General features: G+C 45.5%; 17 protein-coding genes. 6 read left to right on the top strand and 11 right to left on the bottom strand.

From position 1 onward, the window contains the following. Positions 1-968 precede the first annotated feature (968 nt). The 9 genes from ACXAH4_RS18155 to ACXAH4_RS18115 all read right to left on the bottom strand — a co-directional run bounded on the left by ACXAH4_RS18155 (position 969) and on the right by ACXAH4_RS18115 (position 8552). Entirely contained in the window at positions 969-1376 is a 408-nt protein-coding gene (locus tag ACXAH4_RS18155; RefSeq protein WP_474882896.1) for a hypothetical protein, read from the bottom strand. 140 nt (positions 1377-1516) lie between these two features. Beyond that, the gene (locus ACXAH4_RS18150; RefSeq protein ID WP_474882895.1) at positions 1517-1897 is read right to left on the bottom strand and encodes a hypothetical protein; all 381 of its coding nucleotides are present in this window, start codon (positions 1895-1897) and stop codon (positions 1517-1519) included. 110 nt (positions 1898-2007) lie between these two features. Beyond that, positions 2008-2388, bottom strand: a complete 381-nt coding sequence (locus tag ACXAH4_RS18145; protein WP_474882893.1) for a hypothetical protein — start codon at positions 2386-2388, stop codon at positions 2008-2010. A 131-nt stretch (positions 2389-2519) separates the two neighbouring features. Then, the gene (locus tag ACXAH4_RS18140; RefSeq protein ID WP_474882892.1) at positions 2520-2912 is read right to left on the bottom strand and encodes a hypothetical protein; all 393 of its coding nucleotides are present in this window, start codon (positions 2910-2912) and stop codon (positions 2520-2522) included. A 124-nt stretch (positions 2913-3036) separates the two neighbouring features. Then, complete coding sequence (locus tag ACXAH4_RS18135) at positions 3037-3624, bottom strand: hypothetical protein (protein ID WP_474848134.1); 588 nt, start codon at positions 3622-3624, stop codon at positions 3037-3039. 144 nt (positions 3625-3768) lie between these two features. Next, positions 3769-4251 (bottom strand): hypothetical protein, encoded by a 483-nt coding sequence (locus ACXAH4_RS18130; protein WP_474848124.1) that lies wholly within the window; start codon positions 4249-4251, stop codon positions 3769-3771. A 115-nt stretch (positions 4252-4366) separates the two neighbouring features. Then, on the bottom strand, positions 4367-5251 hold the full coding sequence (locus tag ACXAH4_RS18125; RefSeq protein WP_474852834.1) for a DUF4145 domain-containing protein: 885 nt from the start codon (positions 5249-5251) through the stop codon (positions 4367-4369). Between the two features lie 245 nt (positions 5252-5496). Further along, a complete protein-coding gene (gene rmuC / locus ACXAH4_RS18120) occupies positions 5497-6930 on the bottom strand; it encodes a DNA recombination protein RmuC (RefSeq protein ID WP_474882890.1) in 1434 nt (477 codons plus the stop codon). 92 nt (positions 6931-7022) lie between these two features. Beyond that, positions 7023-8552: a fumarate hydratase gene (locus ACXAH4_RS18115; protein ID WP_119501316.1), complete on the bottom strand. Its 1530-nt coding sequence runs from the start codon at positions 8550-8552 to the stop codon at positions 7023-7025. Between the two features lie 150 nt (positions 8553-8702). On the opposite strand from ACXAH4_RS18115, the gene pabB reads away from it, so the two are divergent. From pabB to ACXAH4_RS18100, 3 genes are all read left to right on the top strand, one after another. After that, on the top strand, positions 8703-10130 hold the full coding sequence (pabB, locus tag ACXAH4_RS18110) for an aminodeoxychorismate synthase component I (RefSeq protein ID WP_474882888.1): 1428 nt from the start codon (positions 8703-8705) through the stop codon (positions 10128-10130). After that, positions 10117-10692, top strand: coding sequence for a CoA pyrophosphatase (locus ACXAH4_RS18105; protein ID WP_474845940.1), 576 nt, complete (start codon positions 10117-10119; stop codon positions 10690-10692). Before pabB ends, ACXAH4_RS18105 begins: the two co-directional genes overlap by 14 nt. Before the next feature lie 127 nt (positions 10693-10819). Further along, a complete protein-coding gene (locus ACXAH4_RS18100; RefSeq protein WP_474882886.1) occupies positions 10820-12193 on the top strand; it encodes an L-serine ammonia-lyase in 1374 nt (457 codons plus the stop codon). A 47-nt stretch (positions 12194-12240) separates the two neighbouring features. Here ACXAH4_RS18100 and cysB read toward each other — a convergent pair whose 3' ends face one another. Beyond that, complete coding sequence (cysB, locus tag ACXAH4_RS18095) at positions 12241-13215, bottom strand: HTH-type transcriptional regulator CysB (RefSeq protein ID WP_119501312.1); 975 nt, start codon at positions 13213-13215, stop codon at positions 12241-12243. A 267-nt stretch (positions 13216-13482) separates the two neighbouring features. On the opposite strand from cysB, the gene ACXAH4_RS18090 reads away from it, so the two are divergent. From ACXAH4_RS18090 to ACXAH4_RS18080, 3 genes are all read left to right on the top strand, one after another. Further along, a complete protein-coding gene (locus ACXAH4_RS18090) occupies positions 13483-14181 on the top strand; it encodes a sensor histidine kinase (protein ID WP_474882885.1) in 699 nt (232 codons plus the stop codon). Between the two features lie 78 nt (positions 14182-14259). Next, on the top strand, positions 14260-15024 hold the full coding sequence (locus tag ACXAH4_RS18085; RefSeq protein WP_119501310.1) for a hypothetical protein: 765 nt from the start codon (positions 14260-14262) through the stop codon (positions 15022-15024). A 24-nt stretch (positions 15025-15048) separates the two neighbouring features. Next, a complete protein-coding gene (locus ACXAH4_RS18080; RefSeq protein WP_474882883.1) occupies positions 15049-15471 on the top strand; it encodes a DUF4124 domain-containing protein in 423 nt (140 codons plus the stop codon). Positions 15472-15484: 13 nt separating this feature from the next. Here the strand turns inward: ACXAH4_RS18080 and ACXAH4_RS18075 are convergent, their stop codons facing one another. Next, entirely contained in the window at positions 15485-16390 is a 906-nt protein-coding gene (locus ACXAH4_RS18075) for a LysR family transcriptional regulator (RefSeq protein ID WP_474882882.1), read from the bottom strand. Between the last annotated feature and the right edge of the window lie 94 nt (positions 16391-16484).

The raw sequence follows: 16484 nt of genomic DNA, 5'->3' as shown, positions 1-16484 counted from the left end.
TGCCTGGCTGCTGGCTTTGCGATTTATGAAACACCCAGCGTTGACTTGTCGCAGATAGAAGCGATGCGCCAGACTCTCAATTAGCCCCAGAAGAAACAACCTAGCGCGGCTAGACGCACAAAAAATCAAACAAAAAAATAGAGAACTAAACAGGATCTAACACCCACATAAGGGGCAGTAACACGTGGGCTAAAATCCGAGCGAAGCGACAGAGCCCACGTGTTACTGTCCCAGCGAGCTTGCGAGCGGCTTAATGTGATTGTTATACGCAATTTACAGCTTCAATAGCCTTCTCAAACCTTCGATTGTCAGCGCGGAAACAATTGCAGTCTGAAGATCGCTAGTTAAATAGACTATTACATCTATCGATACGTTAAAGCAGAGCCAGCAAAGTATGTAAACTCTACGGAAAGCTATAACCTGATACAAGAGTTCGTGTCTCATTGCAAATCGACATCGAGTTAAGTCAACAACAGAATCACTTTCTTGAACTTCACTCTCTGATGCTAAAAATAGGTATATTTTAAAAAACTTAAAATAAAGAAGTTGCAATATCTTCTGTCTAAATATATTAGTTAGCAAACCTGCCGGTATTATGTCATTTAAGTGGAGCATATGACCGGTTTTCTGATTTTTACCAACATTATTGTAAGACGACGTTAGCGTTAACTGTTCAAGTAATTCTTCACCGAACATCAATTCAAATAATGTAAGTTTTATCCAGTCAATAATACCTATTTTTTTCGCTTCGTTTGATTGTCTAGTTAGTACTAACCAAAAATAGGAAGAAGTGTGTGACTTGGTGTCGTCTTTTATCTTAAGCATACATAATGAGTTCGATAGATTGCGTATAACATCCCGCTTAGGGGCACAAACACGTGGGCTAAAATCAGAGCGAAGCGACACAGCCCACGTGTTTGTGTCCCAGCGAGCTTGCGAGCGACTACAGCGGATTGTTAGTTCCAATGCTAGATACTTCTGTCCACTTCCGCTTGTGTGATCGCGAAATTTTGAAGCCGGTCCAAGCTAACCTTTGATGTTGTAACTGCTGCAATAAAACATGCCGGTGCAAGAATTAATGTTAACGGATGAAACCCAAAAAGATAAATTGCTGCACAATGTAGGACTACCGCAAGAGTGCCAGCAAAGATACGAGGTCTAACATTAAATGGGCGCCCTTCGAAACGCGCAAATAAACCTATAACCATTGATGGTATAAAGAGGAAAATGGCGAGAACACCACCTAACGTTGTGAAAAAAGCATATATAGCGAACGCCGGAATGCATCCAGCTAATGCGCCCAGTATTGTGAGAGTAACGCTCTCATTTTTAACTAATTCAGCGTAAGCTTTTTCTGACTCATCTTGAGAAAACATAAATTTCCCTCCTTGGAACTAACACCCCACATAAGGGGCAGTAACACGTGGGCTAAAATCCGAGCGAAGCGACAGAGCCCACGTGTTACTGTCCCAGCGAGCCTGCGAGCGACTTAATGTGATTGTTATGTGCGTGCAGGTTACAACACGTGTACGTTATTGATACATGCAGCATATTTCGAGTTACCAAGAGATGTAAATTCAAACTCGACTGTTAAGTCTGTTATTTCGCCATTTGCTGGCAAATAAAAACCAAATAACAATGCACCATTTTCTGTTTCTAGAAATTCAGGATAACAGTTCTCAATGTCTTCGTAATGAAAGCTCACATCGGCGTTATCATTAAAGTAGTCCTTAACAGCCTCTTCTATCTGATCAATCTTCCAAGTTTCGCCATAGCTATTCACAGAATTTATGAGCTTTTCGGCTTCGAAATATGCGTTACTTGAAAGGAGTTTCAGCCAACCTTGGCAATAAGCCTTTACTGTGTTTTGTTTATCATTTTCAGCGATTGAAAGCATGATATTCCTAGAAGCACATAACACCCTGCTTAGGGGCGCAAACACGGCGGCTATAATCGGAACGAAGTGACACAGCCGCCGTGTTTGTGTCCCAGCGAGCCCGCGAGCGGCTACAGCAGATTGTTATGTTGCGGGTAAATACATCCTTGTGCAAACTTTCCGGCTAAATACGCACTTGGCACAACGAAACATAAAAGCAAAAATTCAAGTGCTAATGCACCTTGTGAATTTACTGTACCGGCTAAGAAAAGCATTACTAAAAACGACAATACATGGTGAGCAATTGCTGCAACAATCAAGTTAAGTAAAGTTTTATAACGCTGTTTGAATGCAAAAACTGACAGAGCGAAGAAAATAACTACAGAGTTCGAAACAAGCTGGAATGTAAATGAATTCATAAATTCGAACTTCCAAAATACGCTAGCAATACCGAGAATGATTTGGGTTATTGCGATGCCGAAAATGGTTTTAAATATACCAGTGAAATTCATGCAGTTCCTTTGCAACATAACTTCCCACTAAGGGGCGCTAATACATGGGCTAAAATTAGGAACGAAGTGACGCAGCCCATGTGTTAGCGTCCCAGCGAGCGAAGCGAGAGCCTTGAGTGGTTTGTTAGAACTTATTGCTTAGATACCCGCCTAGCTTTGATTACACGATTTACACATACAACAATAGCAAATATATATGCCGCAAGAATGGATAAAAAGATGAATGGCGATGTTTCATATCTATAGGTGCTTCTCCTCAAACTAACTGTACCAGTATTTACCGCATCTAAGCTTAGCCATACGAAGAACAGTGCAGCAATTATCAGAACAACTTGTCCACCTGTACCAAGTTTTTTTTCTTTAGAAGAAAGAGCTTCATCATCCTCTACTAAATTATTGTTAACTTCTCGTCGCTCCAGTTGAGATTTAATTAGTTTCACCCGCTCCGGGAACTCATCGTGATTAATCGATTCCAAAGCATCTAAAAGTTCTGACGTAGCGTATTTTGAATAATCCGGTTCCATCAAGAGCACCATTGAGTTCTAACACCCACATAAGGGGCAGTAACACATGGGCTAAAATCCGAGCGAAGCGACAGAGCCCATGTGTTACTGTCCCAGCGAGCCTGCGAGCGACTTAATGTGATTGTTATAACTCAAGTATAAAATCGACCCCGAAATATAAAACTGCCAGCAAAGAACCAGCCAGTACAAAGATACCAAAATAAACTTCACGTTCAGAACCACTCAACGTCAAGCTAATTTCTCTTTCTCGTACACTTTTGAAGTTAGCAATCTCAGACATTCCGGCGAACACCCACTGAACGGCAACGAAATATGCTGATAAAAACAACGAAAGAAGGAACCAATTAAATGACCCTTGTTCAATGGCAACTGGAATAGATAAACCCAAAGCTACACCACTTATTACTGCAGCAAAATTGAAACCAATAGCGGCAATAGAAGTAGCGGCCCAAGCGAGCAAATTTTGCATGCGATCAATGTAATTAAAATAACACTTGATACCTACAATCACTATTCCGATTAGAAGAGCTAAGTGAAGGCCGTCTAGTTGTATGAATTCGAAAATAGCATTCTTAAGTTTTTCACCTAACTCATTCGATTCAAATATGAGTACCCCAAACCCTAAGAACAAACTGCAAAGTGCAGGAACCAATGCATATTCAATGCTTAACTTAAAAAAGTTTTTTGAATTAATCGAAGAGAAAGTATGCAAGAAAATACCTGTTTAGTTAAATGTTACAGCTGAGTTATAACGCCCGCATAACGGGCAAAAATACGTAGGCTACAATACCAAGCGAAGCGCAGGGAGCCTACGTGTTTTTGTCCCTAGCGAGCGAAGCGAGTGTTAATGCGTTTGTTAGCTGCCTGACTTTGCCTTAATAAATTCCTTTTCTAATTTTGGGTCTAATAGTTCATCTGGTGGAATATATATATTTAATGCTTGTCTGACTTTTTGTGCAGAATAACAGTTTAACGTGCCCTGATTAGCCAATACATGATCGTGACCATTGTGTAAGCGAATTAAGTTTTTGGACGCTTTAGTAACATTCTCAACACTTGGTAATGAAAATATTTTCGACATTAACTTATAAGATGGAACCAAATACATAGTTGCCTGAAGCTTTGAAGACAAAATACGAAACTCTTTACAAGCTTCCGCTTGCTTTGGCTCATCTAGTGTTTTGGGGTTCGCATAGACATTAGCATATAAGATAAGTTTGTCAGCGATTTCTGAGATAACACTTTTGTATGCTTGGATTGGTTCGATGTATAACTTGAGAAAGATTTGACCAAGTACAAAAGTACATGCGCCAGCAATAATCGTTAAAAATATCTGCATAATTCCCTCTTGGCAGCTAACACCCACATAAGGGGCAGTAACACGTGGGCTAAAATAGGAGCGAAGCGACAGAGCCCACGTGTTACTGTCCCAGCGAAGCGCCTTAATGTGTTTGTTAACTACCCGTAGCCTTTTTAAACCACTGATTTGCCTCGGCAGAGCCATCCGGCTGAGAAGTGAGTTCGACCTTATCATAAATCCCGTCCGTAACTCTTTGGATAAACTCTGACTCTAATGAATCTATCCCATCTAAAATTCTGCGTTTTGCAGACCCTAGGAGTTTTACGAAAGTGAAGGTGGAACCAGAATCAATTACTTTAAGCTTCTTATCTAAAATAGGTATTAGTTCGTCTAATGTACTGATCGGAGTTTCTAAATATTTAGAAACTTCATTCTCGAATATATAAACAGAGAGGAGCAAATGCTCAACTATTTTTAAAGCTATCATCACAGATTCTTTTTTTGCTTTTTTTATTTCGTGAGCCGCATCATTCCCCATAAACCTGATCGCATGTAATCGTTGGGTGTCGGACTTTGAAATCATGCCCGACCTACTCATATTATTAATTCTGACTTGTAAATTTTTACCTGTTATTTCCTTGTCGTTGCATATTGCTTCAATTGTTGCTCGCAGGCCTAATCCTGCGAGAGTATAAGCCTCTCGTTGGATCGCTGTAATTGACTCTCTATAAATGTTTTCGACAATAGTTGGTAAATCGAATGAGAATTCAAGAGGGATATGATCTTTTATAAAATGTGGATAAGTCTCAACCGATATAGGGTGTTCATACTCATCTTCACTGATAGGGTAATATTGTTCATAATCATGATATTCTTCTCGAAAAGCGATAGTTTCACAACCGTTGCACTCCAATAGATAGTACTTTGTTTCATCGTGGTAAATATCTGGAGGAGTTACCTTACTAGTCTTTCCAAGAACTGTATGCTTTGTATTTTGATTACACTTCCTGCAATCGTTCCATATAATTTCAGAGCTCATATCTTTCCATGTTCAATAGGTAGTTAACTACTATTTAGATCCCAAACAGTCTGTTTTAAACACACCAATTTGGGGTATTTTCTGCGTTCTATAACACCAAGACTAAGCCAAAAATTCAACCAAATCCATCTGTTAGTCGTTATCTGGGTTTCTGAGCGTGGATAAAAAGCGACAATACAGCCCGGTCTCAAAAATGGTGTATTTCACGCGCCAATATCACTGCTCAAAAGCAGTAAATAGAAAAATTACTCACTTTCACCATCGACCATTAATCCTGCAGACAGCTTCTTCTGAGGCTGCACGCCGAGTTCTCTGAAGTATTCTACCTGACGTACCAGGTTGCCCCGTCCTTCAGTAAGTTTATTCATCGCCGATTCATAGGCCTTTTGGGTGCTCTCGACACTTTTACCAATTTTTTCCAGATCACCCGTAAAGCCGACGAATTTGTCGTAAAGCTTACCTGCGTGTTCGGCAATGTGCTGAGCATTCTGATGCTGGTATTCGTATTGCCAGATGTTGTTGATAGTCCGCAGCGCCACCAGCAGATTGGTGGGGCTGACTAACAGTATGTTGTTGTCCAGTGCCAGCGATACCAGTGACGGATCTTCCTGAACGGCAAGTAAAAATGCAGGTTCGACAGGAATAAACATGAGTACGTAGTCGAGAGTACGCAGTGACTTTAAATCCTGGTAGCGTTTATTGCCCAGGCCTTTAATGTGAGACTTTAATGAATTTACGTGCTCTGTAAGAAAGCGTGCCCGCAGTACTTCGTCATCGCAGTTGAAAAATTGTTCGTAGGCGCGCAGGCTCACTTTGGAATCGATGATGACATCCTTTTCATTCGGTAAATGCACCACAACATCCGGCTGCTGCAATTTGCCATTCGCATCCTTTGCCGACACCTGAGTTTCAAACTCATGGCCCTCACGTAAACCGGATTCTTTTAAAATACGTTCAAGTACCACCTCACCCCAGTTTCCCTGCTGCTTGTTGTCACCTTTCAGCGCCTTGGTCAATGCTGCCGCTTCTTCGGTAATGCGTTTGTTCAGTTCTTTCAGTGTGAGAATTTCAGTTTTAAGGGATGCTCTCTCCTGCCCTTCACGGCTGTGCTGTTCGCCCATCTGCTTGCGGAACGTATCGATTTGCTGCTTCAGAGGTTCCAGTAACGCATTCATGCCGGTTTGATTAATTTGCGTAAAACGCTCACTTTTTTGTTCGAAGATACGGTTGGCTAAATTTTCGAATTGCGCCTGCAGTCTTTTCTCTGCCGCTTCCATTAAAGCTAATTTTTCTGTACTGGCTTTACTGGCCTCATCAAACTGTGCCTGCTGTGATTGCAATTGTGCGGTCAGCGCCGCATTGGTTCGCTGTTCTTCACGGCACTGCAACTTAAGTTCACTAATTTCATCTCTTAAAGGTGCCAGCAGTGCTGCCTTCTGACTAAGCTCTCCCAGTTGCGCCTGATTATTAAACAGCCTTTCACGGTATTCAGCCAGCTCGTCATCAAGTTGCTCACACTGTTGCTGCTTTTCATCCAGTTTGTCCTGCAGTTGCTTGATCTGAAGAGCATCCTGTAACCGGCGCTGGTTTGAGCGCATTGCCGCCAGGAGCCAGGTAATACCCGCAGCGATTACAGCAGTAAAAACGGGGAAGTAGGTTGAGGAAAGTAGCGCGTCCATAGTGTCATTCTCATTTTTATTGAATGTCTATTGTGCCACTCACAAACAAAAACGGGTACCCGAAGGTACCCGTTTACAGTAAAAAATACTGTTTATTTAGCCAGTTCTTTGTCCAGCTCTTCAATTTTCGCTTTCCAGATCGCAGGGCCCGTTTTGTGCGCGTTGGCACCGGTGCTGTCTACCGCAACGGTAACCGGCATATCTTCGACTTCAAATTCGTAAATCGCTTCCATGCCCAGGTCTTCGAAAGCAACAACACGGGCTTTCTTAATAGCTTTGGAAACCAGGTATGCCGCGCCGCCAACAGCCATCAGATACACTGACTTATGTTTGGCAATGGAGTCTACAGTTGCAGGGCCACGCTCAGCTTTACCAATCATGCCGGCAATACCGGTTTTTTCCAGCATCATATCGGTAAATTTATCCATACGGGTAGCGGTAGTCGGGCCGGCAGGGCCTACTACTTCATCACCTACCGCATCAACCGGACCTACGTAATAAATGAACTTACCATTTAAATCAACGCCTTCCGGTAAACCTTCACCGTTCTCGAGCATGGTTTGAATGCGCTTGTGCGCCGCATCACGGCCTGTCAGCATTTTGCCTGACAACAGAACAGTCTCACCAACTTTCCATTCCTGAATGTCTTCTTTGGTGACTTCATCCATGTTCACACGGCGGGTATTCTCACCCACTTCCCAGGTCACTTCCGGCCACTCTTCCAGCTTAGGTGCTTTGAGATCTGCAGGACCGCTGCCATCAAGGTAGAAGTGCGCGTGACGGGTAGCGGCACAGTTAGGGATCATGGCAACCGGCTTGGAGGCGGCGTGGGTGGCTACTGATTTGATTTTTACATCAACAACCGTGGTTAAACCGCCGAGGCCCTGAGCACCGATACCTAACTTGTTCACTGCATTGAATATATCAACACGCAGTTTCTCATCAGTGGTTTCAGGACCGCGTTCGATGAGTTCCTGAATATCTACAGGGTCCATTAAGCTTTCTTTTGCCAGCACAGCGGCTTTCTCAGCCGTACCGCCAATACCCAGACCCAGCATACCTGGCGGACACCAGCCTGCGCCCATGGTAGGTAGCGTCTTTACAACCCATTCTACGATATCGTCAGACGGGTTCAGCATGACCATTTTAGATTTGTTCTCAGAGCCACCACCTTTTGCGGCAATCATCACTTCGATTTTCTCACCGGGCACCATATCGATATGCACTACAGACGGCGTGTTGTCTTTGGTGTTTTTACGTGCACCGGCCGGGTCTGCAACAATAGATGCCCGCAGCGGGTTATCCGGGTTGGTATACGCACGGCGTGTGCCTTCATCAACCATTTGCTGAACAGTCAGATCGGTTTTGTCCCAGGTGACACCCATACCAATTTTAACGAAACACGTAACAATACCGGTATCCTGACACAGAGGACGTTTACCTTCGGCAGACATACGGGAGTTGATAAGAATTTGCGCCATGGCATCTTTTGCGGCCTGGCTTTGCTCTTTTAGGTAGGCCTGTTCTACGGCTTTGACATAATCCAGCGGGTGATAGTAGGAAATAAATTGAAGCGCATCTTCAATACTATCGATGAAGTCTTGTTGACGGATAACGGTCATGGCGTCCTCTTTTCTTATAGCCTTTGTGGTGTTAGGGAAAGGAAAAAGCGTATACTAGCGCATCTTGACAACCTGCACCACGCTTTACACGTGCGACTTTGGTGTCGGTTATGCGTTTTATTTATATAGGTGAGTAAGCTAGTTTCTTCCATGAGTGAACATCTGTACACCCCGCCGTCGACTACCCTGTTAATATCAGAGATATGTGGTTATCCGCCTATGACCGGCCTTTTTGAAAGCGTGCAGCACCAGCCTTATGCCATGCTGCTGGATACTGCCGGCAGCGACAAACGCTTTGGCCGGTTTAATGTTATGGTGTGGGAACCGGATATCATCGTAATAACCCGCAATAACATCACTACGGTATCCCGTCCCGGTTCTGATGACTCAGTTGAAATCAACGGTAAGCCTCTTGCTGTCCTTGATACCGTTCAGCGTCATTATTTTTCTGCGTTAAAAACAGTGAGTGATGTACCACAAGAAATACTTGAACAGCTACCGTTTCAAACAGGTACGGTGGGGCTGGCAGGTTATGATTTGGGACGCAGCTATGAAACCTTACCTTCAAAGGCCCGCAATGATTACCTTTGTCCCGATCTTGCTGCCGGTCTTTACTCCCAGTCGCTGATTGAAGATAACGAAACAGGAAAATTATATTATTGCAGGCTGGATAACAAACCTTCACAGCCTGACTTCATAACGCGGGAAGATAAACTGGCTAAAGCCGGCTCGTTTTCATTAACAGGCGCCTGGCAGTCTAACCTGACGGAGCCGGAATACATCAGCGCCCTTGAAACGATTAATGAGTATCTGCTCGCCGGTGACTGCTATCAGGTCAACATGGCACAGCGCTTTACCGCGACATTTAACGGTAACGAATGGGACGCTTACAAAACCCTTCGAACCGCAAACAAAGCACCGTTTTCCGCTTTTATCCGCCTCGACGATGCCGCCATCCTGAGTATTTCTCCTGAGCGTTTTTTATCGGTGAAAGACGGTTGTGTGGAAACCAAACCGATTAAAGGCACCCGGCCACGCTTTGCCGATAAGGATAAAGACCGTGCCAGTGCGGAAGATTTGTTATCGGCTGAAAAAGACCGTGCTGAAAATTTAATGATCGTGGATTTGCTACGTAACGATCTGAGTAAACATTGCCGGCCCGGCTCTGTGAAGGTACCGGCATTATTTGCCCTTGAAAGTTATGAAGCTGTGCACCATATGGTCAGTACGGTCACCGGAAAGTTGAATACAGGAGCAAGCCCTCTTGATTTGCTGGCTGGTGCCTTTCCCGGCGGCTCTATCACCGGTGCGCCGAAAATCCGCGCCATGGAAATTATCGATGAATTAGAGCCCGACCGGCGTAATGTGTATTGCGGCAGTATTTTTTATATCGGACACAGGCAAGACATGGACTCGAGCATACTTATCCGCACCCTGCTGGCTGAAAATAGCCGGCTCCATTGCTGGGCTGGCGGTGGCATCGTTGCCGACTCCGTTGCCGGGGATGAATATCAGGAAACGCTGGATAAAGTCTCGAAAATATTACCGGTACTGGAGACAAAGCGTGAACCGCAGTGAGTTTTTACAGCGATATCATCATTTACGGCAAATTGATTATGAAGCCGATTACCCGCTGCGCAAAACCGGGCGCGCAGCGGGTGTGCTCATCCCGCTGATCGATCATCCTGACGGCCTGACGGTATTGCTGACAGAACGAGCGCATCACTTACGCCATCATCCCGGTCAAATCAGTTTCCCGGGCGGCGGCGCAGAACCACAGGACAATACACTGGCAGATACTGCCCTCAGGGAAGCCGAAGAAGAAGTTGGCTTACTCCGTTCTGAGGTCGACGTCATCGGCGCTCTGCCTGAATACCGCACAATCAGTGGTTACGCCATGACGCCGGTTATCGGTTTTGTGAAGCCCTGCCCGGTTTTGACCATCGACCGTAACGAAGTTGCTGATGCTTTTGAAGTACCGTTAGCATTTCTTATGGACCGGCGGAATCACTTCGCCCACTTTATTGAGCGTAAACAACAACGTTACCCGGTGTACTTTATGCCGTGGCAAAACCGCCTTATCTGGGGTGCAACCGCCGCCATACTCAGAAACCTGTCTTCCCACCTGTGTGACGACTGACCATCAACATTTCTTTACATCCCATTAGGTTTACTTATTTCTGCATTAGGATTTCTGTATTGTAGTTGATCCGGTTCAGATGCATGATCATTAACTATAATTAAAATAAAGTGAGAAACGGTTAAGTATGATCAGTGTTTTTGACATGTTCAGTGTCGGTATCGGACCTTCGAGTTCCCATACTGTCGGCCCGATGCGGGCGGGTGCGGAATTCGCCTCAGAGCTTGCAGGTGAAAACCGCCTGGAGTCCGTCGCGTCTGTAAGGGTGGAATTATTCGGTTCGCTGGGGCAAACAGGCAAAGGCCACGGTACCGGTAAAGCGGTAATCCTGGGGTTACTCGGCGAATTACCGGAGTCAATTAACGTTGATGCCATCGACAACATGCTGGATACCATTCACCATGCCGGAAAACTGATGCTTAATGGTACCCGCAGTGTCAGCTTCCCGAATAAAGACGCGGTAATTTTTCATCGCCGTAAAACGCTGCCACAGCATGCCAACGCCCTCACATTCTTTGCCTACGATGACAATGATGAACTGATTAAAAGCCAGACTTATTACAGCATTGGCGGCGGCTTTATCATTAAAGATGAAGACTTTGACGCAGCCAAAACCCTTGCTATTGCTACGCAGGCGTCTGTGCCCTACCCGTTTAAAACGTCAGAACAACTGTGCCAGCAGTGCAACGCCAACGGTTTACGCATCAGCTCTCTGATGCTGAAAAACGAAAGCGTATTGCGCCCTGCCGCTGAAGTAAAACGCATGCTGTTCGATATCTGGCTGGTCATGAAAGCCTGTATTGACCGTGGTATTGATAATGAAGGTATATTGCCGGGTGGCCTGAAAGTAGTACGCCGGGCACCGGGTCTCTACCGCCGTTTGCAATCTGAGCGCTCTGCCGATCCGATGCAAACCATGGACTGGGTAAATCTGTTTGCGCTGGCAGTGAACGAAGAAAATGCTGCCGGAGGCCGTGTCGTTACAGCACCAACCAATGGCGCGGCCGGCATTATTCCGGCTGTACTGGCATATTTTGATAAATTCATCCGTCCTGTTGATGAAGAAACGGCTGCCCGGTTCCTGCTAACCGCCGGTGCTATCGGTATTTTATACAAAGAAAATGCCTCTATATCCGGCGCAGAAGTTGGTTGTCAGGGTGAAGTGGGCGTTGCCTGTTCAATGGCAGCCGGTGCACTGGCTGAAATTATGGGTGGCACTGTAGCCGCTGTGGAAAATGCCGCAGAAATTGGTATGGAACATAACCTGGGGCTGACCTGCGATCCGGTCGGCGGACTAGTTCAGGTGCCGTGTATTGAACGTAATGCCATGGGCGCCATCAAGGCTATCAATGCCAGCCGTCTGGCGCTTCGCGGTTCCGGTGAGCATAAAGTATCACTGGATAAGGTGATAAAAACCATGCGCGATACCGGTAATGATATGAAGACTAAATACAAAGAAACCGCCAGAGGCGGTCTTGCAGTCAATATTATCGAATGCTGATGAAACACAGGCCGGAACAATCCGGCCTGTTTTGTTTCACGAAGGTGTTATTTCACCGGCAGCGTAATGCCTCTGAACATCTTCTCTACTTCATCATTATTTTTCAGCATCATGGCTTTTTCGACTTTGTCTTTGGTCAGATGCGGAGCGAAACGCTCAATGAAGTCATACATGTAGGTACGTAAGAACGAGCCTTTGCGGAATCCAATTTTTGTGGTGCTGTAGTCGAACAGATGAGACGCATCGATTTTCACGAGATCATCATCCAGCTCTTCACTCACCGCCATAGAAGCAATTACACCGATCCCCACACCTAAGCGCACATAGGTTTTAATGACATCAGCATCGGTGGCAGTAAACACAATCTTCGGCGTCAGACCGGCACGTTCAAATGCCTGGTCCAACTCCGATCGGCCGGTAAAACCAAACACATAGGTGACCAGCGGATACTTGGCGATATCAGCGATATCAATTGAACCCTTTTTCGACAACGGATGGTCTTTATTCACTATCACGCTGCGGTTCCAGTGATAACAAGGCAGCATCACCAGATCGTTGTACAGGTGAAGCGCTTCGGTAGCGATGGCAAAATCCGCTTCGCCTTTCGCTGCAAGGTCAGAAATTTGCGACGGCGTTCCCTGGTGCATATGTAACGACACCTTAGGGTATTTATTCATGAAGCCTTTAATCACATCAGGTAACGCGTAACGGGCCTGAGTATGAGTGGTGGCGATATTCAGCTTGCCCTGATCAGGCAGCGTATGCTCCCGGGCTACAGACTTTATACTCTCAACTTTGGCCAGTATTTCTCTGGCAATGTTAATCACATCGTTGCCCGCGTCTGTTACGTGAGTCAGATGTTTGCCGCTGCGACCGAAGATTTGCACACCAAGTTCATCTTCCAGCATCCTGACCTGCTTACTGATGCCGGGTTGTGAGGTGTAAAGACTTTCTGCTGTAGCGGATACGTTGAGATTGTTGTTCTGCACTTCTACTATGTAGCGAAGCTGCTGTAATTTCATGTTGTGTGTCCCTCACCGGCTGGAACGTATTGGTTCTGATTACCGTTATAACTAAAACCGCATGCGATTGCTATAGTCGATTTGGTTATAACCGAAGAAAGTACTATAAATGCAAATAATCGTTAAACACTTAGTGTTCAGGTATTTAGTTTCTCTGAAAATCACCGATAAACGAATAGTAAGCTATACTCAATGCGCCCGGGGCATCCTTTACAATTGCTGTACACCGTTGTTTCATAACATAAGACGCGCACATTCAGAGGATTTATGTCGGAAAAATTTCCGTTACAGACCATCGATTTTTCGTCCGTACTGGCAGCAGCCGTACACGATATGAAAAATTCACTGTGCCTGCTTATCCAGTCCATCGAATCGCTGGCGGAGAACCTGCCTCCTGAAAACAGTCAGGCAAATGAGAAAGTTGCCAGCGTGCATTATGAGGCAACTCGGCTTAATACCAATCTTGTGCAGATCCTGTCCTTATACCGCGCCGAACTCAATCAGTTGCCCGTAACCATTGATGAATGCTTTATCGACGATTTGTTTGAAGATGTCATGTCTTCCGTCCGCATTTATATGGAACAAAAAAATCTGCTTGTTACCATTAACGTGGAAAATGATATCAGCTGGTATCTCGACCGAGAACTCATATTCATGTTAATCAACGACGTATTGATTAACGCTTTGCGCTATGGCACATCACAAATTATTTTGAATGCGGCGGTCCGTGACAAAGCGCTTGTGATTACGGTAGAAGATGACGGGCCCGGCTACCCCTCTTCCATGCTGGAAAAAAGCACAGCAGACCTTGCCGGATTCGATTTGAGTCAGGGCCGGACAGGATTGGGCCTCTTTTTCGCGCGGCTGATTGCCAATGCCCATGTAAATAACAACCATTGCGGGGAGATTTCACTAAATAACGGTGGTACTCTGGGTGGTAGTGTTTTTGAAGTAAAATTGCCTTAAACTTTAACTGGATAGGACGTTGATCAGTGAAGTCCCGGTGACACAGGCAATTGAGACATTTTTAATGGATATATACTCATGTTTTTCACAATAATAATAATACTCATTGTTGTACTGGTCATTGCTGCCATTATGATCAATGCGTTTCAACAACACCGTGCTAAACAGGAAGCCGACCGCCGTAATGAGGCATCCAAGCACCGTAAAATTATTGATGAAACAGAAAATGTGATCATGGCCTGCTCAAACATGCCGGTATCCCAGCGTTTAATGGGGATCCTTCATGCCCGCGTGCACAATGCATTAAAAGCCATGGCGGAACTCGGTGCAGGCACGCCTGATATTAAACAGCGTATAGCAGACGCTGAGAATTCTAAAAACAGTGCTATGTCGCTGGACTCTCCTGCAACGGCAGACTTTTCCCTGCCGGATAACGACAAACTGATTATTCAGTATATTCAGGCAGTGAAAAAACTCCGTATTTTGCTCCGTTCTGAGCATTCCAAAGGAAAAATAGAAAGCCGTATTTTTGCTGAAGAAGATAAAAGCCTGGAACGTTTGCAGCTAAAAGTGAATATCGAAACCTTAATCAAACGCGGTCGTGGTGCCATGCAATCCAATATGCTGGGCTCTGCAAGACAGTATTTTGAAAAAGCCATCAAGGCCCTGGAAAGTCAAAGCCAGCCGGATGAATACATCTTATCCCGCACTGCCACACTGAAAGAATGGCTCACAGCCATTCAGGACGATCTTAAAAACGCCAATGCTGAAGACCGCGAGCGTCGCCGTGAAGCAGAGCGGGACGAACTTGATGAATTATTTGCACCGAAGAAAAAATGGTAGTGAATACCTAACTGTTCCGGGCTGATGAAGAAAAAGGTATTTTTCGTACTCTGTGCGTTTATCATTAACGCATGCATCGTGCTCTGGCTTGTCCGCGAACCAATGACGGAACTGCTTACACAGCAAGACAATCCAGCCATTCAAAAGATCACCAATGCGATGCCGTCACTTAACATGCCCGGCATCCCGCTACCGGAACTTCCGGACTTGCCTGAATTAACATCCATTGAATTACCTTCACTGACAGGTTCTGCTGACGATGAGAATAGCAACCGCCTGGCAACCAAATCCCAAGCGGGCAAAATCTGTGGCAGCACCGGCTCAGGCCAAATCACAGGAGGCAAAACACTGTATCGCTGGCAAGACGAAAACGGCATGGTACATCTGTCAGATACGCCTCCTGAAAATCACTCACTGGCTGTCACCACACTTAAACCATGCGATTAATAACCGCGATGTTTCATAGTAAGTTATTCTCTGGCCGGGTATAGGCACGCTCACATAATTGCCAGAATTCGCCGGCCGCAACCGACAATCCCCCCCGCTGACTACGGATCATACCCACGGGTTTCTTAAGCGGATTATCTTTGATGGCACAGCACACCAGCCCGCGACTTTCCATTTGTTGCCGGCAAATAGCCGGCACCACAGAAATGCCCATGCCCTGCGCGATAAACTGACCGACTGACCCAAGCTGACCGGTTTCCGCGATGATGTTCAGCTGGCCGGGCCCCCGGGCCGCCTGCTCAGTCCAGCGGCGCACTGCAGAGCCCCGGTTCATGGCGATAAACGGATGGGACAGCAATTCATGCCAGGGAACAGCATCCTGCATTGCCAGAGGATGACCCGGATACATCACGGCGATAAATTCATCGGTAAACAAAGGCTTAAAAATCAGACCATCTGCTATTTCGGGCTCAAAAGTAAACCCAATTTCTGCGTTGCCCTGTAAAACATTATCAATCGTTGCTTCCATGACCACGTCCAGCACCCGGAGACGGATATTATTAAACTTGCGGTGGTAATCATTCAGTAACGCGGGAAGTTTACTCTCGGCAAAAGACGGCATTGCAGCAATGGTAAGTTTACCCTGCTGCATGGCAAACAGGTTTTGCATGTCATGGAAAGTTTCATCCCATTCATTTACCAGACGCTTCGCATTGGGTAACAGGGTTTGCCCTTCAGGGGTCAGTGAGACGCGTCTGGTACTGCGGCTGAACAGTTTGCCACCCAACTGCTCTTCCATTTTTTTAATGGCAGACGACAAAGCAGGCTGCGTCAGATGGAGTTTTTCCGCTGCCTCAGCGAAAGTGGAAGATTCGGCCACACGGATGAACGCCAGCATGTTACGGTACGATATGCTCATATTGATAAAAATATTTTATTAATATTGATATAAAATCAATTTTACAAAATTTTATCAGTCACGGATACTTTAATTGATTCATTATTCATCAACA

The sequence above is a fragment of the Alteromonas sp. ABV2_168 genome (genome assembly GCF_056161165.1).
The sequence above is the reverse complement of the archived record's forward strand: the minus strand, read 5'-3'. Positions and strand labels throughout refer to the sequence as shown.